At 70.1% G+C, this 23126-nt stretch carries 5 protein-coding genes and 1 rRNA gene; 1 reads left to right on the top strand and 5 read right to left on the bottom strand.

The genetic code is table 11. From position 1 onward, the window contains the following. Positions 1-256 precede the first annotated feature (256 nt). Together O3597_RS26780 and O3597_RS26775 are read right to left on the bottom strand one after the other, a co-directional pair. Positions 257-1771, bottom strand: a 16S ribosomal RNA gene (locus O3597_RS26780). A gap of 700 nt (positions 1772-2471) precedes the next feature. Further along, complete coding sequence (locus O3597_RS26775) at positions 2472-2723, bottom strand: hypothetical protein (RefSeq protein WP_164449586.1); 252 nt, start codon at positions 2721-2723, stop codon at positions 2472-2474. A gap of 68 nt (positions 2724-2791) precedes the next feature. On the opposite strand from O3597_RS26775, the gene O3597_RS26770 reads away from it, so the two are divergent. Then, entirely contained in the window at positions 2792-3334 is a 543-nt protein-coding gene (locus tag O3597_RS26770) for a hypothetical protein (RefSeq protein ID WP_281602770.1), read from the top strand. 18 nt (positions 3335-3352) lie between these two features. Here O3597_RS26770 and O3597_RS26765 read toward each other — a convergent pair whose 3' ends face one another. The 3 genes from O3597_RS26765 to O3597_RS26755 all read right to left on the bottom strand — a co-directional run bounded on the left by O3597_RS26765 (position 3353) and on the right by O3597_RS26755 (position 23102). After that, on the bottom strand, positions 3353-4243 hold the full coding sequence (locus O3597_RS26765; RefSeq protein WP_281602769.1) for a DUF6406 domain-containing protein: 891 nt from the start codon (positions 4241-4243) through the stop codon (positions 3353-3355). Positions 4244-4399: 156 nt separating this feature from the next. Then, positions 4400-5224, bottom strand: a complete 825-nt coding sequence (locus O3597_RS26760) for a DUF6406 domain-containing protein (protein ID WP_281602768.1) — start codon at positions 5222-5224, stop codon at positions 4400-4402. Positions 5225-5261: 37 nt separating this feature from the next. Further along, positions 5262-23102 (bottom strand): toxin glutamine deamidase domain-containing protein, encoded by a 17841-nt coding sequence (locus tag O3597_RS26755; protein ID WP_281602767.1) that lies wholly within the window; start codon positions 23100-23102, stop codon positions 5262-5264. Positions 23103-23126 lie beyond the last annotated feature (24 nt).

Below are 23126 nucleotides of genomic sequence, written 5' to 3'. Positions count from 1 at the left end.
GCCTCGACAAGCTCCCGCTCGCCACAAGGCTCCGAAAGACCAACCACCATCGGTTGTTCCTTCAGGACCCAACAGGGTGCCCTACATCCCTCCCAGCCGCACCGGAACCCCGTTCCCACCACCACAGTGGCTGTACTAAGAAAACTCCGGCCGTTGCCAGGACAAGACTCGCCAGTGTCTCCGCCAACGAGCACCCCACCATCACACTCGGACAGTGCGGGCTCCATACCCGCCTTCGCGGGATGGTGCTCCTTAGAAAGGAGGTGATCCAGCCGCACCTTCCGGTACGGCTACCTTGTTACGACTTCGTCCCAATCGCCAGCCCCACCTTCGACGGCTCCCTCCACAAGGGTTGGGCCACCGGCTTCGGGTGTTGCCGACTTTCGTGACGTGACGGGCGGTGTGTACAAGGCCCGGGAACGTATTCACCGCAGCGTTGCTGATCTGCGATTACTAGCGACTCCGACTTCACGGGGTCGAGTTGCAGACCCCGATCCGAACTGAGACCGGCTTTTTGGGATTCGCTCCACCTCACGGTATCGCAGCCCATTGTACCGGCCATTGTAGCATGCGTGAAGCCCTGGACATAAGGGGCATGATGACTTGACGTCATCCCCACCTTCCTCCGAGTTGACCCCGGCAGTCTCCCATGAGTCCCCAACCGAATTGCTGGCAACATGGGACGAGGGTTGCGCTCGTTGCGGGACTTAACCCAACATCTCACGACACGAGCTGACGACAGCCATGCACCACCTGTCACCGGCCCCGAAGGACCCCACATCTCTGTGAGATTTCCGGCGATGTCAAACCCAGGTAAGGTTCTTCGCGTTGCATCGAATTAATCCGCATGCTCCGCCGCTTGTGCGGGCCCCCGTCAATTCCTTTGAGTTTTAGCCTTGCGGCCGTACTCCCCAGGCGGGGCGCTTAATGCGTTAGCTGCGGCACAGAGAACCGGAGAGGCCCCCCACACCTAGCGCCCAACGTTTACAGCGTGGACTACCAGGGTATCTAATCCTGTTCGCTCCCCACGCTTTCGCTCCTCAGCGTCAGTATCGGCCCAGAGACCCGCCTTCGCCACCGGTGTTCCTCCTGATATCTGCGCATTTCACCGCTACACCAGGAATTCCAGTCTCCCCTACCGAACTCTAGCCTGCCCGTATCGACTGCAGGCCCGCAGTTGAGCCACGGGTTTTCACAGTCGACGCGACAAGCCGCCTACGAGCTCTTTACGCCCAATAAATCCGGACAACGCTCGCGCCCTACGTCTTACCGCGGCTGCTGGCACGTAGTTGGCCGGCGCTTCTTCTGCAGGTACCGTCACTCGCGCTTCGTCCCTGCTGAAAGAGGTTTACAACCCGAAGGCCGTCATCCCTCACGCGGCGTCGCTGCATCAGGCTTCCGCCCATTGTGCAATATTCCCCACTGCTGCCTCCCGTAGGAGTCTGGGCCGTGTCTCAGTCCCAGTGTGGCCGGTCGCCCTCTCAGGCCGGCTACCCGTCGTCGCCTTGGTAGGCCATCACCCCACCAACAAGCTGATAGGCCGCGAGCCCATCCCAAGCCGAAAAACTTTCCACCCACAAACATGCGTCCGCAAGTGAATATTCGGTATTAGCCCCGGTTTCCCGGGGTTATCCCAAAGCCTAGGGCAGGTTGCTCACGTGTTACTCACCCGTTCGCCGCTCGAGTACCCCGAAGGGCCTTTCCGCTCGACTTGCATGTGTTAAGCACGCCGCCAGCGTTCGTCCTGAGCCAGGATCAAACTCTCCAACAAAAACCTGTTGAACAATCCATCCCAGCAACAAACAAAATTGTTGCCAAAGGAACCCGAACCAACCAGCAAAACTGGCCAGCCCGGAACATAAAACCAATTTGGCACTGGCTTATCAAGCACCCTGTTGAGTTCTCAAAGAACAACCACACACCATCAGACAACCCACCACAGGCCACCATCCGGGGCACCACACCCGACCACAACCGCACCGGGCACTTTTACTACGTTACCTCACCCTCTGCGGCGAGTCAAACCGGCTTGTCCCGGTCCGTCACGCTTCAGGTGGTTCGGCGCCCGCGATCGAGCGCAGCGGTTGCCCGCTTGACTCGGTCATCGGATTTGGCAGGCCGGCCGCTGCGGTTGCCCGCAGTCTCGCCCGGTTCCCTGCCGATCGTGAACCTTACCCGGTCGGTTCCGCCCCACCAAATCCGCCCCTCGGCGGCCCCGGTCGAGCCCCACCCGGCCGTGTCCACAAAGGAGACATCCTCCGCGAACCCGGTGCCTGCCGGAACGCGACTCTCAGGACTTTCGCCCTGTTTGCCCCTTCCGCGCTGGCAGAGAGAAAGTTACGCGGCCGGCGGATTGATCGTCAAATCGGCTGGGAGCGGCCCCCGTCACACTCCTGAAGGCCCAAACCTGATGCGGCTCTGCCCGGCCCTGACCCGCCGGCACACGGTCGGACCGACACACGGACGCTGGCTCAAGGCGTACCACGTCGGAGCGCCCGCCACCCGCGGACGCCCAGCAGACCCACGGCCGTGCCGATGGCCAACGACGCCGCGATGAGCAGTGCGTGTATCCACAGGAAGGCGGTCGCCGGCCAGGTGCCGACATCACCCGTCGACCACGACCTCGGGTCGTTCCAGATGGCTACCGCGAACCTCGGCCAGATCACCCAGGTCCAGATCCCGACCCCGGCAAGGAAGACAGCCCAGCCACGCGACAACACCATGGTCGGCGAGTATGCCAGCGCCCGCACCGGGACGTCGGCGGAAGCGTCCGATCGGTACGGTGGATCGCATGGACCCGCTGCTGAGCCGCACCAACGCGGAGGCGCATCTCTACATGGATCTGCACCCGTGCACGTGTGGGGAGACGCGTTTCCCCCGGGACAGTGCTGTGGTGGCGCTCGACGACGGTGACCTTGCCAGCCGGTACACCGGTGCCTGCGCCGGTTGCGGTCAGGAACGGGAGTTCCTCTTCCGGCTGCCGCCGACGGCCACTGCCGCCGGCGGCGGATTCCGCTACGGCGGAGACGAACCGTCACAGCTGCTCGACCCCGGGGAATGGCTGCTGGTGTCGGACGCGTACGCCGGACAGGTGCCGGCCGACCCCGGAGGTGGCGAGGACGGTCAGCGGGCCCGAGCCGCGCTGACCCGGGCCGTGGCCGCCCTTGACGAGGTCGGCAAGTTCATCCCGCCGGACGCGGCCGCTGTCCCGGCGAACGCCTTCACCAGCGACCGGGGCCGGCAGCTGCACCAGCGCGAGCCCGGCCGGTTCCGGCGAGATCGACTCGCCGCCATCCGCGACGCGTACGCGGGCATGATCGAGCGGCTCGCCTGAAGCGCACTTGCGCTTCGACTACCTCGCCCCGTCTTCATGGTTGCTCGGATCGGTCAAGGCTTCCTGCGGCAGCATCTGTGCCGGCGGCAGATCACCCAGTTCCACCGGGGTCAACCGGCCGATCAACTCCCACATCGACCAGGCGACCGCGCGGAGCTTCCGTTCCCGAGCGGATGAGGCGGCTGGCCCGGATGGGCCGACGAGGTCCAGCTCGTGCACGAAGTAGACCATCTCGTCACCTGTCTTCCCGACCGAGACCACGAGCAGTCCACCGGACGGATTGGCGATCACCAACCAGTCCGGCGACAGCCAAGAGTCCCGGTGTACGCGCTGGGCATGCACCAGGTCGATCGGTGGGTGGCCGGGATGCACGCCGAACAGCGGGCGCTCCGGCAACAGGGAGAATGGTTTGCCCGGAACGTGATGTTCAACCTCGGGCTCCGCGCCGTTGGTCCGGCCGAGCCACTGGCGGTAGCTCACCGGAAGTCGAACTCCGAGCGCAGCCTCTAGCGACTGGAGTCGAGCCTCGTCCAACTGGCCGTAGGGACGTAACCGTGCCCGCTTCCACAACCGGCCGATGGGCGGCTCCATCACCTCGTCCTCGTCCACCCGGCGGACGGTGACCTCCCAGTCGTTCGCGCTGGACATGTCGAGATCCGCGAAGCGCCAGGTCTCCTCGCCCACCGGGAAGGTCTCGCCGAGCGTGACCTCATGGGTGAAACTATCGTCGCTCCGGAAGGGCATGACGATGATCTCGGCACGCACTGGCGGCCCTACGTCGACCCAGCGCACCCCGAACCGTGCTGGCCCAACGCTCGCGGTCGCGTTGCTCGGGACAGCGGCTACATGAGTAAACGAGCGCAACGGCCCTGCCCTTCCAGTTTCCTTAGGCACGATCAGGTCCAGCATGCCGTTCGGCGCCGGCTCGGCACTCGGTCAGGCACGTCGCCTGCGAGGCGTTCGTACTCCTTCGCCATGGACCGGCTAGCGCGGCCGGCTCCGCGTACTGCGCGACGATCGGGTAGCTCAGCGAATCGGCGCCTGTGCCGTCCTCCCGTGCCGCTCTCATGGCTGCCCGTGCTCGTAGTTGGCGGGATCCGTGAACGTCCCGGGCGGGTGGATCTCTACGGGGGGAAGGTGGTCCAGCTCCATCGGGGTCAGCCGGCCGATGAACTCGTACATCGACCAGGCCACCGCCCTCAGCTTCCGTTCCCGAGCAGCCGTGGCGGCCGGGCTGGGCGGGCCGACCAGGTCGAGCTCGTTCACGAAGTAGACGCTCTCGTTGCCCAACTCCGCCGAGACGACAAGCAGCCCACTGACCGTACTCGCGATTACCAGCCAGGCCCGCGACAGCCAGGGGTCGCGGTGGCGACGCTGCGCGTGCACCAGGTCGAACGGGGGATATTCCGGGTGAACGCCGAACAGCGGACCCGGAGGAACTAGAGCGATAGGCATCCCGGGGATGTGGTGCGGCACCTCAGGTAGCGCACCATTGTTCCGACCCAGCCAATCGCGGTATCCCCGTGGTAGCTGAGCACCGAGTGCGGCCTCCAGGGACTGGAGTTGGGTCTCGTCGAGCTGCCCGTAAGGACGCAGCCGAGCCCGTTTCCACAGCCGGCCAGTCGGCGGCTCCATCACCTCGTTCTCGTCCACCCGACGGACGGTGACCTCCCACTCGTGAGCACTGGACATGTCAAGGTCAGCAAAGCGCCAGGTCTCCCCGTCCACCGGGAACGTCTCACCGAGGGTGACCTCATGACCGAAGCTCTCGTCGCTTCGGAACGGCATCACGATGATCTCGGCACGCACCGGTGGCCCGACATCGACCCAGCGCACTCCGAACCGCGCCAGCCCAACCTCCGATGTCGCGTTGTTCGGGACGACTGCCACATGAGTAAACGAGCGCACTAGTTGTCCCCCGGCTCCCTCAGGTGTCCAGCATGTCGTACAACGCTGGCTCGGCGGGAAGCATGAAGCCGAGCACCTCGCGGGCGATCCGTTCGGCCTCGGCGCGACCGACCGGTGCCGTCACCGCCTGACCCGGCGGCACACCGCTGGTCGTCCAGTGCAGCGAACGTTCCGGGCCTCCGACCTCGGAAATCATCAGACCAGCGACGCTACCGTCAGCCGAGAGCAACGCGAAGTAGTTGATCCCGTACCGCTCGTCATCGAGATGGGTGCGACCAAGGGTGCGCGGCGGCGATGTGGGCTTAGCCAGGAGACCAGGGTGATCGATCAGCGGAGCGCCCGGGCTCGGAACGGTCAGCGGACGGTTGACGATCTGCTCGCCGGAGGTTCGGAACGACGGGTCGGTCGGGTGGGCGTTCGCTGCGGGAGCGCCCGGCGATGGCGAAGCGGCAGCCGGGGACTGGTCCAGGTGTGCAAACCAGGGCTGCATCAGGTCAAGGAATGCACGTATCGGAATCGACGGCGGATGCTCTCGATTCCAGGGATTATGCAGCTGCACCTGACCGTCCCGCACCGCGCGGATCTCGTAGACGTGCTCGTCCTTGAGCCCGTAAGGCAGGGCGGTAAGCCCGGGATATCTATCTATCGGCCACGTCGCGATGGTGATCGGGCTGCCAACCGCGAGCAGGGACGCCAGCTGACGCTCGACTGCCGCCTCTCGCCCCGGCGTGGCGTCCAGGAGCGTCTGCCGGGCTGGCAGGCCGGTGAGCTGGGTGAGCAGCTCGGCCTGCATCAGGGTAGTGCTGCCGACGTTGAGTCGCGCGTAACCCATCGGTGCGGCACGGTGCGGATCGTCCTTGCTTTCCCACCCGCGCCACTCGCGCTGCCACTGCTCGTGCCGCTCCCTGGTCCAGGTTCGGTCGACCGCCGCGAGCGCCTTCTCCAGCACCGCCGCCCAACTCGTCTTGACCAACGCTTGGTTTGCATACGCGGCCCATGAGCTGCCGGTATGCACCGGCACGTCGGGTCGCACGTTGATCCGGATACGCCGACCAGTCGCCGTCGACCCGCCTCCGCGCAGCGCAGTCTCGTGCAGCAGGACGTCCACGGTGCCGTCCGGCTGCGGCTCGAACAACTGGGAAATGTTTTCCGGCCGATGCCCGGCAAGGGCCGCCATCGTGGCCAGCATTCCACAGTCACCCAGGATGCCCTGCTGCACCTGCGTCCGGCGGGGCTGGCCGTCGAAGAGCGGTGCCGGCTGACCCGTTGCCGGGAGCAGTGAGCGCCCGTACTCGATCTGGTACTTGCGCTTTGGGTCGGGCAGGGTCACACGGTCCGCCACCACGGTGACCTCGTCTGCGGTAACCGTCGGAGTGACCTCGACCTCGACGTCCGGGTCGGGCGGCATCATCGCCCGCAGCGCTTCGGTGAGCGCGGTCGGCACCAGTCCCATCCGCCGCGCGTCCGACTGGTAGTGGAAGCTGTGCGTGGTGAGCACCGCCATGGCGGCGGGATTCGACCCGTACTCGACGGTAAAGGCCGCATAGGTTCGCGATCGGTCCTCGGTCAGCAGCGCGTTTCGGCCGGCTGGGGTGTTCAGGTCGTACGCGGGTGCCGACCTCTCCAGGTTGAACTCCGGGGCGCCTTCGAGGGTGTACGGGCGCAGGTCGACGCGGCCGGTCAGGTCGACGTAGATGCCCTCGGTGGCGAGCCGGTCGGCCAGTTGCGGGTCAAGCCGGCGGACCTGGTCCAGCAGGTTCGGCGGCAGGCCGATGAGCTGCCCGGCGAGGGCCGGCATCCGGGGTAGCGAGGACTGGCTCTGCTCCCCGTGTACGGCCAGTTCCCGCAGCTTCGCGGCCAGGTCGGCGGCGGGCGGCGGTTGGAAGTCGGGGGCCAGCCGACCCCGGTAGTCGATGGCGCGGAAACGCTCGACCATCGTCTGGTTGGGATTGAAGGCCAGGGCGCTGGTCACCGCCTCCGGTGTGATCACCGGCAGGCTCAGCTGCATCACGTGGGTCCACACATCGGCAGGTAGCAACGCGAGGCGGGCGGCTGCGTCGGGCGTACCCCAGCGCAGGCCCAGGCGGTCGACCAGGGTGTCGATCTCGGCTCGCAGGGCGAGCCGGGCGGCGGGGTCGGCCTGCGCGTACCAGGCGGCCATGAGGCGCAGTTCGGCCACCCGGCCCCGGTCCCGGACGGAGATGCCGGCGGGATCGATCGGCCCCTCCGCTGCGCCCTGGTCGAAGAGCCCGACCTGTGCGGTACCAGCCTCGTGCCGGGCCAGTAGTTCGGCGGCCTCGTGCGCCACCGCGCGGTCGATCGCCATGTCACCGGCACGGTCGGAGACGGTGAGGGTGAAGGTGCCGTCCAGGTTGCGGATGGTCTGCGCCACCACGCCGTCGGCCAGCGGGGCCGCGGTGACCCGGACGCGCAGCGGCGCCAGGCCGGGCGCGCGCACCTCGAAGGCGTCGGGACCGACCGCCACGATCTGGTCCGCGCCGACCTGCTCGGCCAGGCTGGGCAGCACCAGCGTGGCCCGGTCCAGTACGGCGGGGGCGTCGGCGGCAGGCCGGCCCTGACCGTGGAACGCCGAGTCGGGCAGCGCCCCCACGCTGCTACGGGCCAACTCGACGTGGGCGTACCAGGGGCTCATCAGGTCGAGGAAGGCGCGCAGCGGCATCGGTGCCGGATGCTGCGCGTTCCACGGGTTGCGCAGCTGCACCTCGCCGTTCGTGACCGACACGATCTCGTACGCGTGCCCCGCGACCAGTCCGTACGGTGGCTTGCCGCCCGGTTGGGCAGCGTAGGCGTCGGCCGGCCGACTACCGGTGATCAGCGGGCTGCCGGCGGTCAACAGGCCCCTCAGCCGTGCCTCGACGTCGGCTTCCCGGCCCGGTGTCGGGTCCAGCTCACTGACCCCGGTCGGCAGGCCGGTGAGCTGGCTGAGCAACTCGGCCTGCACCAGGCGGCTGCTGCCGTTGTCCAGCCGGGCGTAACCGAGCGGTGCCGCCTGGGCCGCGTCCACTCCCGGCCGTGCGGTCCACTGTTGCTGCCACTGGTCGTGGCGCTGCTGGGTCCAGGTACGGTCGATCGCCGCGATCGCCTTCTCCAGCAGCGACGCCCAGGCCGATCCGACCACGGACTGGTCGGCGTACGCGCTGTGGCCGTTCGAGTTCGGGTGCAACGGCACGTCCGGGAAGACGGTGACCCGCAGCTGTCGACCGGTGGGCGTGATCGCACGACCGGGACCACTTGTCTCGTGCAGCACCACGTCGACCGAGCCGTCCGGGTTCGGGTGGAACATCCGCGCGACGCTGTCCGGAAGTCGACCGGCGACCGAGCCGATCACGGCGATCATGCCGCAGTCGCCGAGCGCTCCCTGCTGTACGTCCTCTCGCTTCGGCGGTCCGTCGAACAGCGGCGGCGGTTGCCCGGTGCGGGCGTCCAGTGCCGACCCGTAGACCGGACCGGACTGGTTGGCCGATTCCGGTGGCAGGGTCACCCGGTCGGCCGAGACCCGGATCTCTCCGGCCGTCTCCTGTGTCGCGGAGTTCTCCACGGTGGCGGCGGTGGTCGTCGGCGCCGGGGTGATGCTGCGCAGCGCCTCGGTCAGGACGTCCGGCACCAGCCCCATCCACCTGGCGGTGCCCTGGTAGTGGAAGTCGTGTCCGGTGAGCAGGGCTGCGGCCTGGTCACCGCGGAGACCACGCAGTGCCGCCCGGGCACGTTGCCGGTCCTCGTGCAGTTGGGCGCGCTGCCCGGCCTCGGTGGCCAGGTCGAACGTCGGGCGTGCGGCGCCGAGGTCGACGGCGGGCACGCTCGGCACCATGTACGGCCGCAGGTCGTAACGGCCGGTCAGGTCGACGTAGATGCCCTCGGTGGCGAGCCGGTCGGCGAGTTGCGGATCCACCGCCCGGATCCGGTTGAGCTGCGCCTGCGGGACACCGACGATCTGTCCGGCGAAGGCGGACATCCGTGGCATGCCGGCCTGCGTGTGTTCGGCCTCGGTCGCCAGTTCCCGCAGCCGGGCGTCCAGATCCGCCTGTTGGGGCACCTGGAAGTCCGGAGCCAGTCTGGCCCGGTAGTCGAACATCCTGACCCGCTCGACCTCGGTGAGGGTCGCGGCACCGGCCAGCACCGTGGCGACCGCCTCGGGCGTGATCGACGGCACGCTCAGCTGCATCAGGTGCGCCAGCACGTCCCGGGGTAGGAGCGCCCACCGCGACCGGACGTCCGGGTCGCCTACCCGCAGGCCGAGGTGACCGGCGAGGGCGTCGATCTCGGCGCGTACGGCCGGTCGGGTGGTCGGGTCGGCGGCGGCGTACGTGGCGGCGAGCAGGCGGATCTCCGCCATCCGGCCCCGGTCGTGGGCGGTCAGCCCCGCCGGGTCGATGGGGCCCTGGACGTTGCCCGGGTCCAGCGGGCCGACCAGCGCCCGACCGGACTCGTGCAGCGCCGCCAGCTCGGCGACCTCGTGCGCCAGCGCCCGCGCCACCACCGGTTCGGCGGCCCGGTCGGAGACCGTGACGGTGAGGACGCCGTCCGGGTCCCGGGTCGACCGGGCCACCAGACCGTCGGCCAACGGGCCGCTGCTGAGCCGTACGGTCAGTGGATGCCGCCCGGCAGAGCGGATCTCGAACAGGTCCGGCCCGACCGGGATCACCGCGTCCACCTGGGCGTACTGCGCCACCTGCGGCAGCGCGGACCGGGCCAGATCCAGCACCACCGCCGGGTCGGCGACCGGTCGGCCCAGACCGTGGAAGGTGGAGCCCGGAACGGCACCGGCGGTGATCGAGTCGCCCGTCGATACGCTGCCGTCATGGCCACGCCCGCCGACCTCGACGTCGCCATCCTCGCCGACCCCGACGACCTCGACCTGCGGCGACGCTACGCCGACGCCATCGAGATCACCGACCCCGAGCGGGCCGAGCTGATCCGTTCCGACCTCGCCGGGACCGACGGCACCCGGGAGATGATGTTCCTGCACCGACGGATCCGCCACCGGCTCGCCGATCCCGTCGCGCACCTGCTCGTCGACTGGCGGATCCGCAACGGCCTGATCGAATCGGTCACCATGACCGCCCGTACCTTCATCGACCACAGCGAGCAGGTCTGGGCCCACCACCCCGTCCGCCACCTGGTCCTGACCGAAGCCGCCGGCCTCATGACCGACGTCGCCCAGGTCGCCTGTCTCGACCGCCTGATCGCCCTCGACCTGACCGGGAACCCGATCGGCGACGACGGGCTCACCGCGCTCGTCGACTCCCCCCATCTGGGCCGGCTGCGGTGGCTCGGGCTGGCGGGTTGCGGCATCGGCGCGGCGGGAGCCGAGGCCCTGGCCGCCGCCACCGGCAACCTGCCCGCCCTGCGCTACGCCGCCCTCTCCGACAATCTCGTTGACGTCACCGCCCAGGGCTGCGGACAACACATCGACGGGTCGCCCGTATAGGTCGAGATGCCCCCGCTCGGGCAGGAGCTGATCGCCCGGTACGGACGGCTGCCCTGGCTCGACGAGCAGTGGGGATGGCGGCTGTACGGCGTTGTCCACTGGGACCAGGTCTGACGAGTCCGGCGACGCGGAGCCGCCACTGGCGGACCACGGCACGGGTGGGGTGCCACGGTTCGCCTCAGTCCAGGCACCGGTGCCCTCCGTCCGGGCGCCCTCGGCGAGCGCCGTGGTGGCATCGACGCGCAGCCCGGCGGCCCGTTCCTGAGCGACGGTGTCCACCTCGGCCAGGGCTGCGGCCACGGCGCGACGGACGTGGTCCGGATGCGCCCCGGTCGACACCCGCACCACCGCACCGTCGGGGTGGTACTGGACGGTGGCGACGGGGACGAGTGGCACGTCGGCCGCAGGATCGGTCAGCTCGATGCTCACCCGGTACGGACCGTCCAACGTGTCCAGGGTGACGGTGCCGGTGGTCGGGTCGACGTGGGCGGTGTCGGGTAGCGCTCCGCCGTCCACGGCGGCCTGGACGGCTTCCCCGGTCCGCACGGGATCGGCGTCGAGCAGTGCACCACCGAAGGTCGTACCGGCGGCGGCCTGGCGAAGGTCGGGCCCGTCAGTGTCGGTCGCGGGATCGGTGCCCGGTCCCGGCGGGCCACCTGGGCCGGTGGGTCCGGTCGGATCGTCCGACGGCATCGAGCCGTCGGTCCGGGTCAGGCTGTCGGGTCCGCCTCGGGCCACATCTGGCGGCCCTTGATCCTGCCCTCGCGTCGCGCCTGCGCGTACTCCTGCATCACCCGACGTGGCGGCAGGCTGGTGTGCGCGGTGACCACTCCCGAGCGGTCGATGATGTAGCTGCCCTGGCCCACGTGCATCCCCGAGGCCCGCTCCTGCTCCGAGAGTCTCTCCCGGGCCAGCCAGCCGAACTCGAACTCCCGTAGCACGATCGGATTCCCGGTCCGCAGCAGTCGGCTGATCAGCGTCAGCGCCTCGTCCTCGGTCAACTCGCCCCTCTCCGTCAGGCACCATCATCGCCCAGAGTGCGTGGGTTTCCCGCACATCGGCGGCGGGCATCTCCGCCGATGTCGTCCCGGTCTGCGGATCCCACCACACCGGCGCGTCGGCACCCGCCGGAAAGACGATCACGAAGGCGTGGGAGCTGTCGACCTCAGGTCGGCCGGCCTGGTCGAGCAGCACGTTTCCGGCAGCATCGAGCAACAGCCAGTCGGCCACCACCAACGCCGACGCTCCGGGGCCGGCGTCCGCCACCTGCCGGTAGAGGTTCGCGTACTGGGCGGCCACCGCGTCGGTACGGGCGGACAGGTCCGTCGGCAGGTTGCCCGAACCACCGATCCATTCCCCGCCGATCCACGCTTCGGCGCGCTCCAGTCCGCCCCGCTCGCCGGTGACGCGGTCGATCGAGCCGTCGTCGAAGCGGTCCGCCCAGCGAGGTACGGACACCTGCGGGTCACCGTGGAAGCTGGCCAGCGCCGCCAGCGACGAGTCGAGACAGTTGTTGCCCCGACCGGGTTGCTCCGGTCCGCCGTCGTTCACCAGCAGCCCGTACGGATGGGTCGACGGATCCGCGAAGACCGCGTACCCCTGCCCGGTGGCGAGGCTCGCCGCGAGATCGTCCTGGAACCGTGGATCCTCCAGCGGTGCCAGTTCTCCCGGCCCGAACCGTCGACTCTCCGGCAACGACGGGCCACCAGGGGCGGTGCCCGAGCCGTCCGTCGATACGCTGCCGTCATGGCCACGCCCGCCGACCTCTACGCCGCCATCCTCGCCGACCCCGACGACCTCGACCTGCGGCGACGCTACGCCGACGCCATCGAGACCACCGACCCCGAGCACGCCGAGCTGATCCGCCTCGACCTCGACGGAATCCGCAACACGCGGGAGGTGATGCTCCTGCACCGGCGACTCCGCCAGCGGCTCGCCGCCGGCGTCGCGCACCTGCTCGCCGACTGGCGGATCCGCAACGGCCTGATCGAATCGGTCACCATGACCGCCCGTACCTTCATCGACCACAGCGAGCAGGTCTGGGCCCACCACCCCGTCCGCCACCTGGTCCTGACCGAAGCCGCCGGCCTCATGACCGACGTCGCCCAGGTCGCCTGTCTCGACCGCCTGGTCGCCCTCGACCTGCGTGGGAACCCGATCGGTGACGACGGGCTCGCCGCGCTCGTCGACTCCCCTCACCTGCGCCGACTCCGCTGGTTGGGCCTGGCCCGCTGCGGCATCGGGCCGGCCGGGGCCGAGGCCCTCGCCGCCACCGGTAACCTGCCCGCCCTGCGCTACGTCGACCTGCGACGCAACCCCGTCGAGGTCACCGCCCAGGGATACGGACAGGACATCGACGGCAAGCCCATCTCGGTCGAGATGCCCCCGCTCGGGCAGGAACTGATCGCCCGGTACGGAGCCCTGCCCTGGCTCGACGTCCAATGGGGATGGCGCTGGCTCGGTGTCGGGTGGGAGGAGGTCTGAGGCGTCCGGCCCGGACGGGGAACCAGGTGTGGTCGGACCGTCGCCTGGTGCGGCCGGCGGCGCCGGCCGGTTGGCCTCGGCGATCCGTTGAGCATGGAACCGGATGCTGGGCGCGATTCCCCGAGAGTCAGCCGGCAGCTCCCCGGCCTGGCGGCGGACCGCCTCCCCCACCGTCTCGTCGACCCTGCCGAGCACGGGGCCAGCCACACTTGCCGCGCCCAGAACCCGTAGCTGACCACTGCCGTCGTGAAGTCCCAGCACGTCGGCGACGCCTATCGGATCGGTCGCCGGCCCTTCGATAGGGGCGAGGTCGAGGTCGGGGAGCAGGCCGGCGACGCCTCCCGGGAACTCGGCCGCCTGGCCGATCGAGAGCACCACCCGGTCGTACGCCTGGCGGCTGCCGTCGGTGAACTCCACCAGGAAGCCGCCGTCGACGGTGTGCCGGAGGCTGATGATCTCCCGCAGCGATCGGTCGACCTGGCTCTGCACCGTGTCGGCGTAGGCACCGACGTCGGGCAGCGTGTTCCGCCGGTTGTAGCCGCCGCCGAAGCTGTACCGCAGGCGCGCCTCGGCGTCCTGGTCCGGGTCACCGGTGAGCTGGTCGGGCGGCGGGTCCATGGCGCGGGCCGACCAGTCGACGCTCGCGGCGGGCGACGCCACTGCCTGCTCGATGTCCCACGCGCCGGAGGCACCAGCGCCGAAGACGAGCACCCGGTCACCGGGGCGGTACGCGTCGGCGAGATTCTGCCCACCGAAGTCGACAGGTGGCGCGGCCGGCCGAGGATCGCTGAACGACCCGTCCGGAGCGAAGCCCAGCCGGGCCCCGACCTCGGTGGGCAGGGCACCGGTGTCCACCGGCGAGCCGCCGGAGTCGACGACCTGGCCGGTCGTGACGTCCACCGCGTACCCGGAGATCGGGTCGACCACCAGCGGATCGGTGGGTCGCCCGGTCAGATCGGCGAGCAGCGGCAGATCACCCCGGCTGGTGCCCGGGCCACCGAGGACCGCTCGTACCCCCGGCGGCACGCTCTCCGGTGCGATCGGGTTGCCGTCCGGGTCCTGGAACAGCGGCGTGCCGCCAGAGCGGTCGACGCGGTACCCGGTGTTCGGGTCGACGTACGTGCCGGTGGCGTTTGTCGGGACGCTGGGTACCCGGGACGGTCCCGGCCCGCTGGCGATGTCGACCGAGGTGGTGTAGATGTCCCGGCCGTTGACGGTCACCCGGAAGTTGGCACCGTCGGGCCAGCCCGTGGCGTCGGCCGGTCGAGGGGTGATCGAGGTGGCGGTGCCCTGGTAGGTCGGCATGCCGGAGAGCGCGCGCGCCGCGCCCACCGCGTCGGCGAAGACGTCGGAGGGAGTGAACTGGGTGCCCTCCCCGGCCAGGTCGGCCGGCTGGAACGGCAGGCCGGGAATTTCCAGCTCGGACGGGACCTGCCCCATCAGCAGCGCCTGGCGCTCCGCCCACGGGTCGTGTCCCTGGGATATGCAGAGCACCGGCGGCAGGCCGTGGCCGGCGTCCGCCGCGGCACCCAGGGTGACGAAGTCGGCGGTAGCGGCCCAACCACCACCGATGACGAGCCGGTCGAAGACGTGGTCGGGCGCAACGCCCAGGGTGGCGTCCACCCTGGCGGTCAACGCCAGATCGGCCTGATCGCGCAGGGCGGTGGCCTGCTTCGCCCAGGCACGCGCCTCGGCGCGGATCGCCGACTGGGCTGCCCGGATGTCGGTCACGAGTTGTTGCCCATCACCGTGCGCGAGCCCGATCAGGGTCTCCACCTCGGTGGCGAGCGGACCGAGGAGATGGTGGATCAGGTCGAGGCGGGCACGGGCCGCTTCCGGCCCGACCACCGGCGTGTTGCCACCGAGCCCGTGCACGACGTGCGCCGGATCCTGTTCGAGGAGACCGGAGGCGATGAGTAGACTCAGTGCCTCGGCGCGGAGTTGACCGGCGGTTCCCGGATCGCTGGCGGTGGCGCTGTCGGCGAGCACCACCCGCAGCTCGGCGAGGTGGCCGAGGTCGCGTGCGGTCAGCACGCGGGTGCCGTCACCCTCCGGCCGGGCGCCCTCGGCGAGTGTGGTGGTCGCGTCGAACCGCAGCCCCTCGGCCCGTTGCTGGGCGATCGCGTCCACTTCGGCTAGTGCCGCCGCCACCGCCCGCCGGACGTGGTCCGGGTGGGCGCTCATGGAGACCTGCACGACGGCCCCGTCGGAGGTGTAGCGGATGGCGGCCACCGGTGCGACCGCCGCGTCGGCCGCGACCGGGGTCGGCTCGACGCGTACCGGATAGGGGCCGTCGAGGGTGGCCAGGGTGACTGTGGCGGTGGCGGGGTCGGCACTCGCCCCGCCGGGGAGGGGCCCGGTGGTCAGGGCCGCCTCGACGGCGGTCCTGGTACGCCCGGCGTCGGCGTCGAGCAGCGCGCCGCCGAAGGTCGTACCGGCTGCCGCCTGCCGCAGGTCGGGGCCGTCCGCGTCGGCTGCGGGCCCGGAGTCGCCCGGCGGCGGGTCGACGGCGGATGGACCAACCTCCCCGGCCGGCTCGACCGGCGGCGTCAGGCCGTCGCTTCCTCCGTCGGCCAGACCTGTCGACCCGTCATCCGGCCCTCGCGGCGGGCCTGCGTGTACTCCGCGATCAGCAGCGGTACCGGCAGACTCATCTGAACTGTGATCACTCCCGTCCGGTCGATGATGTAGCTCCCGTGGCCCAGTTGCCTGCCCTCCGCCCGTTCTTGTGGGGACAGCTGCTCCTTCGCCAGCCAGCCGAACTCGAACGGGTGCAGCTCGATCTCGTTCGCCGTGCCCAGCAGGCGCCTGATCAGCGTCTGCGCCTCGTCCTCCGTCATCCGTAACCCTTTCCGCCATGGTCTCCATCGACCACAGCGCATACGTCTGTGCCAGGTACGCGGCCGGCGGCTGCGGCCACGTCGTCCCTCGTTGCGGATCCCACCAGACCGGTCCGTCGGCACCCTCCGGATACACCACGACGAAGGCGTGCGAATCCTGGACCTGCACGTGTCCCCGGTCGAGGACGAGCTCGCCGCTGAGGGGATCCGTCCTGACCCATTCGGCCACGACGAGGGCCGCCGAACCTGGACCGGCCGCCGCGACACGCTGATGAAGCTGCGCGTACTGCTCGACGACGGCCGCCGCGTGCTCGGCCGGAGTTGTCGGCAGCCCCTCCGATCCGCCGGACCACTCGACGCCGAGCCACTCCTCGGCCCGGTCGAGCCCACTCGCCTCGCCGGTCACCGTCTCGATCGACCCGTCCGGGCGGATGTCCAGCCAGCGGGGGAAGGACACCCGGGGATCTCCGAAGAAGCTCGACAGCGCCGAGAGCGCGGAGTCCATGCAGTTGTTGGCGCGACCCGGCTGGCCCGGGCCGCCGTCGTTGACGAGCTGACCGTACGGGTGGGTGGACGGGTCGGCGAACAAGAGATACCCATCCGGCGTACGCAGGCTCTGCTCGACTTCCCACTGGTAGCCGGGATCCTCCAACGGTGCCAGCTCACCCGGCCCGAGGCGCCGGGTCTGCGCCAACCCGTGGTCGGTGTCGAGCGGCGCCGCGTGCGGGGCTCCGGCCGCCTCCGGCGAACCCGGGCCGGCATGGCTCGGCTCGACTGGGCGAGCCGGGGCACCTGCGACGTCTGCGGTCAGGCCGCCGAGCGGCAGATCTCCGTCAGCTCGTCCTCCGTCGGCAAGGGCACCGTCGCGAAGTGCGCCACCTGGCGCTCGGCCGTCGCCCGGTCGACCTGCTGGATCTCGTGGCGTTCCGGACTCGCCCACAGGATCGCCGCCGCCACGTCCGGGCGGAACGTCCACGCTCGCTTCGGTCGGTCCCAGATCACCGCCTGGGTCGGCCCGGCGCTGTCCGCCTCCGCGATCAGGTTGACCGGCGGGCCGTCCGGATCCTCCGGTCTCCGCAGGAGGAAGTAACCGAACGTCAGCGCTGCCATGCGCGCCCCCCATCAGGTCAGGGTCCAGACCCGGCAGGTCGGACAGGACCAATCCTCGCGCGGCGAGCACGTTGGCGAACGTCAGGCCCTGCTGTCCGAGCCAGTCGAGGTACGACTCCCGGATACTCGCCTGCCGGGGCGACGCCATCCACTTGGCGAAGCTGGTGTCCTTCGGCGTGTCGAACCGGGCGCTGTCCATACCCCCCGGCATGCTCGCCGCGATGCCGTTGGCCTTGTTGACGGCCAGGATGTCGAGGAACGCGTGTATGCGGGCGGCCGGCGACTGCGCCGGGTCACGCATCACCTCGTACTGGTCGTGGGTCTGCTTACCGACGTTGTAGCTGGTGTCGGTCGGGAACTGGAGCTCGAAGGTACGCCCCGACGGTGCGGTGAGCGTGCAGTTCAGGCCGAAGAAGCGGTTTCCCGGGTGCCAGAAGTTCTTCAGGTCGGTGACCTGGTAGCCCCGGGACTCCAGCGAGGTCAGCAGCGCGTCCACCGCCGGCCCGTACGCCTCGGACTCCGGTCCCCGCACCGAGAACCGCACCACGTCGTTCACGGTGTCCAGCGCCGAACCGATGTCGTACCCGAGGGGCTCCAGCTCGGTGCGGTACTTGCGGGCCAGGGACTCGGCACCCTTGACGCGGTGCTGCTCGCCGAGCGTGCTGAGCGCGTCCGCGCCGGTCAGCCCGAGCTGCGCGTTCACCTCGGCGTTGACGCTGTGCAGGTCGGCCAGGATCTGGTCGGCCTCCATCGCCGCCTCGGTCAGGGCGTCGAGCAGGGTGGCCCGGTCGGTGTCCGGCAGCCCGTCCAGGTAGGGACTGTCAGGTGTGGCGTCGGAGTCGTTCAGTCCGTCGGATCCGGCGCCGGCCAGACCTGCCGGCCGGTGATCCGGCCCTCCCGGCGGGCCGCCGCGTACCGTTTCATGATCAACGGCGGCGGCAGGCTGGGATGCACGGTCACCACCCCCGTCTGGTCGATGATGAAGACCCCCTGGCCCAGCTGTCGGCCCTGCGCCCGCTGCTGCGGGGAGAGTGTCTCCTGGGCCGCCCAGCCGAACTCGAACGGGAACACCGCCACCGGGTTGTCCGTCCCCAGCAACCTGGTCACCAGTTGCCGCGCTTCCTCCCTGCTCATCGGCATGGGTGGGCTGCACCTCCATCGACCACAGGTTGTGCGTCAGTCCAACATAGTCGCCCGGCAGTGGATCGGTGGTGGTGCTGCCGAACTGCGGATCCCACCACACCGGCCCGTCCGCGCCTTGCGGGTAGACGAGCAGGAAGACGTGCTCACCGGCCGGCTGGGTGTTGCCCTCGGCGTCGAGCAGCGGGTCACCGGTGTTCTCGTCGAACAGGATCCAGTCGACGGCGATGACCGCGGCCGCGCCCGGGCCGGCGTCGCGAACCCGCTGGTACAGCTGCTCGAACTGGTCAGCCAGCGCGGCCGTCCGCTCGGCGGGGGTACCCGGGAGAGTGTCGTTGTCCCCGGTCCAGTCGCCACCGATCCAGCTCTCGATCCGGCCGAAGCCGTTCAGTTCGCCAAGCGTGGTGTCGACGGTGCCGTCGTCGAGCCGGTCCGGCCAACGCGGATGCGAGACCTGCGGATCGCCGTAGAAGCTGGCCAGGGCCGCGAGGATCGTGTCGACACAGTTGTTGGCCCGACCGGGCTGATCCGGCCCACCGTCGTTGATCAGCTGACCGTACGGATGGGTCGAAGGGTCGGTGAAGACCTCATACCCCTCCGGAGTACGCAGGCTGTCCTCGACGTCGTCCTGGTACTGCGGATCCTCCAGCGGCGCCAACTGCTCCGGCCCGAACTGCCGGGTGTCCGGCATCGGCCAGCCCTGCATGTCCGGCCAGGCGGCCGGAGCGGGGTTCTGATCGGCGTACGTATCCGAGGTGCTCGGATCAGGATCATTCTCGGGGTTCGGGGCCGGATCGTTCTCGGAGTTCGGGTCGACAACGGCGCCGGGGCGGCCGGTCGGGGTGGTGTTCTGGTTCTGACCGTCGGTCGGCACGTCAGCGGTCGAGGCCGGCGGGACCGGAGCCGGTGTGCTGGCTTCGGGCGTGGCCCTACCGACCGGATCGCCCTCGGCATCCAGCACGATCGACCAGACGCCGTCCACCTCACCGGCGTAGAGCGGGGCGATATCGGAGACCAAACCACGCTGCCCGTCAACCCAGATGATCGTGCCGTTGTGGTTCACGGCGTTCCAGGTATGGGCGCGGCCATCAGGGCCCGGCCACTGGCCGATGATGAGGGCAGCAGCCCCGGGACCAGCCGCGCGGAGAGCGTCAGCGACCGCATCCAACCCGCGAGCGCCACTACCGTGGTGTTCGAAGGTGGACCGCAGTGCCTGCTCCTGCCGGGTGGTGCTGCCCGGTTCCACCTCGGCTGACGGGACTGTCGGCGCCGCTACCTCGGGACGTCCGTACCAGGCCGACAGGACGGATAGCCCAACATCGGCGCAGTTCGTTGCGCGTCCTGGAACGGTCGGCCCGCCATCGTTGAGCAAGTCGGCCCACGAACCGAGCCGTGGATCCGGGTGCACGGCGTGCCGCCCGGTTGCCGGATCCCGGGGAACGGCCGCGTCGAGCGCATCCTGATCGGCTTGGTCCGGCGGCAGCAGACCCTCCGGCTGCCCGTACGGCCGACCGTCGCTCAGTGGCAGCCCGTTGCCCACCACCCCGGGTACCGGCGGTTGGTAGACGGTGACGTCTCGCTCGGGGTCGGTGATCGGTTCGACATTGAACTCCGGCAGGAAGTGCGCACACGATCGGCACGGCGGCCGGTAGTGCCCAAGCTCGTATGTGACGCCACCGGACCGAGCGGTGGCGATCTGATGCGTCACGATCTTGGCGCCTCGGAGAGCGTTCAGCGCATATTGCTCGAAGTTCCCCGGCTCCCCAGCGTTCCGCCATTGCTGTTCCAGTAGGTAGAGCTGGTCGGAAATCAGGGCGACCTCGGCGCACTTGCCATGTCCGCCGCCCTTCTCCGTACGCAGCGCCGTTGCTGCACGATCAAGCGCCGCCTGTGCGAGCGGATGCACGGCGGGTTGGGTAGCCGGGTTGGTGCTCTTGTCGGCGGTCATGCTGGTGTGCGTGGTGATGCTGCCGTCGGGCATCAGCAGTGCACCGGCCATGCCGGGCTGCTTGCCCTTGGATATCGTTCCGGCCTTCACCTCCCGCCGGACGGTCTCGGCCAGCGTCCGGGACGCCTCGATCAGGGCCTGCTCCGCTTCGGGGCCGTTGGGGTCGCCGTCCACCGATGTCGGATCGAGCTGCCAGCTGTGGGTACCGCGTCCGGTCGGTCCCTCCGACCGCCTGAGGGTCTGCGGGTCGATCGGACCGGTCGCCGTCTCGGGGCCGGGGTTCGTCGGCCCGCTCTGGACGGTGCCGCTGCTGGTGGGCACGGGGATCACGACCGGCCCGTCGGTGCGCTGCTGGGCCGGATCGGTGGGCTCGGCGTTCGGGTCCGTTTCCGTGTCGGCGGTCGGAGCCGCGTCCAGGGACGGCGTCGCCGACTCGATGCCCGCCGTCTGTGCCGGCACCGTCGGGCTGAGCCGGTCGGCCGGGATGGGTGTCGGCGCATCCGGTCTCGACTGTGCCGGTTGAGCCGGGGTGGCCTGTTGGGCCGGCGTACCCGGCTGTTGGGTTGGCCCGACCTGTTGAGTGGATGCGGTGGGCTGTGCGGGGTTCGTCGTGGTCGGGCCCGTTGCGGGCGCGAGGGAGATCGAGCCGGCCGTGTTCGCCGCTGTCGGGTTGACGGTCGGTCCGACCGGCGTACCCCGACCGGGGGTCGGTTGCGTGGCGGTGTTGCCGGCGGACTGCTGGGTGCCCGTGGTCTGGGTACCGCTCGTGGTCGGCGTCGAGCTGCTGGGGGCGTTCGTCACCTGCGGGCCAGCTGCGGCAGGTGCACCAGTGGGGGACGCCGGGGTCGTTGCGGCGGTCGGGCCCGTCGGCGTGACCGTTGCAGGAGGTGTCCCTACCGCCGGAGCGGCGGGAGCCGTCACCGGGGATGCGGTCGCCGTACCCGGCAGTACGGTGGGCTGCACGTCCCCGGTGGCGGAGGGGCCTTCGGATACCGGGCTGCCGGTCATCGTCCGGCCGGGTCCGGTCGAGCCGTCGCCGGCCGGGGCGGTGGTCACCTCCGGCGGTGGGGCAGTGACCAGACCACCGTCGGTCTGAACCGTCGCCTCGCTCGTCGTCCGGTCGCTGACGGCGGTGTCGGTGTTCGTATCGGTGCTGGCCCGGTCCGTGCCGGGTGATTCGGTTACCGGCGCGCTCCGACTGTCCGGCGCGCCGCCCTGGTCGTTGGCGGTGGTACCGCCGTCATTGACGGCCGGAGTGCCGTCCGGCGCCGTGGCCGTCACATCGGCGGGGACGGCCACCTGGATACCGGTGTTGCCGCCGACCTGCGACGGGTCCGCGGTCGTGGCCGTGTCTCCGGTCGGTGCCCCGCCATTCACCGGTGCGGCGGAATCATCGGTGGTCGGTGCCACCGAACCATCCGCTGAGGGAGGCGCGAGGCTGATCGAGCCCGCTCCGCTCTCGGGGACCGTACCGGCGCCGTTCTGGACCGTGCCGCCGCCCGTGTCGGGCGTCCCGGCGCCGGAGCTACCGCCCGCTCCGCTGGAGCTGCCGGCACCGTCCGAACCGGATCCACCGACGCCAGCCGCAGAGTCACCGCCGGAGGCAGCCGAGCCGCCACCCGAGGCCGAGCCCGTGCCGCCACCGGTCGCGCCGGCACCCGACGTGGAGCCGCCCCCGGTCGAGCTGGAACCGGCGCCGTTGGCACCGCCGCCGAGGTCGCCGAGGCCGTTCGCCCCTCCGACGCCGAGGCCGGGGTCGGTCCCGCCGGCGGGGCCGACGTTCGGCGCGACGTCGACCCCCAGCCTGCCGAGGATCGCGTTCGTGCCCCGCGCCATCAGGTTGCCGGTGGCGCCACCGGCGAGGGTCGCGCCGGTGCGGCCGGCGCCACTGGTGAAGCCGCCCAGGAAGGCGTCCGCTCCCGGCATGGCCCACTGTCCGTTGACCGTGCCGTTGGCGAGCACGCTGGCCGCCGGCGAGATGACGGCGTTCTGGGCGCCGGAGCCGAGGCTGGTGCTGCCCCACCGCACCAGGCCGCTGCCCCGGAAGGAGAGCTGCGACGGGCTGAACGAGAACGGCATGCGGGGCGCCGCCCGCCGGCCGGCCCAGTTCATGCCGGTGCCGAGCACCGCACCATAGGCGCCACCGACGCCGGCGGTGAGGGTCCGGTTGCCGTCCCACTGTCGCCGCGTGCCGGTGTGCATCTGGTACGCCTGGGCACCGACGTCGATGATCAGCTCCTCGCCGATCTCCTCGACCAACTCACGACCGAGGCGATTGAGGCCCCGCCGGAAGCCTTGGCTGGTGGCCATCTGACCGAGCCGGGTGCCGGCCAGCCGGAGCGCTGCCCGCATTCCCGCCCGGGTCAGCAGTTGCCGACCCATCTGGGCGATCAACCGGCGGAAGGCGATGGTCACCGCCTGCCGACCACCGGCGAGGATACCCGGGATGGCACCGGCGGACACCCCACCCAGCCAGGCCATCAGGAGCGCGACGAAGACCGCGATGACGGTGATGATGACCGCGATCAACACGGTCAGCTTCGCGTACTCGATCTCCAGAGCGGCCTGGTCGCAGCCTGCGGCGTACGCGGCGGAGATCTCCTGGATCAGCGGCAGACCGGTGTTCGGGTCCACGCCGATCTGGTTCCACAACCCGCCGAACGCCTCGCCGGCACCACCGCCCCAGCTCTGCAGGATCTTCATGACCGCCGGGTCGGCCTGACCGAGCGTCTCGCTTACCGTGTCGGCCAACGCCTGCCACGCGTCGGCCAACTCCCGCATGCGATCCTCGTCGCCGCTGGGCCACGCCTCCCCGGCGCTCACCCAGCAGATGGCGTCCCAGACCCACGCGTACTCGCCCAGCGAGTTCCTGGGATTGGGTATCGCCACCCCGAAAGCCCCTCTGTCCGATGC

The sequence above is a fragment of the Verrucosispora sp. WMMA2044 genome, assembly GCF_027497155.1.
In the GTDB taxonomy this organism is placed as follows: domain Bacteria; phylum Actinomycetota; class Actinomycetes; order Mycobacteriales; family Micromonosporaceae; genus Micromonospora; species Micromonospora palythoicola.
This window is presented reverse-complemented; position numbering and strand designations above follow the sequence as displayed.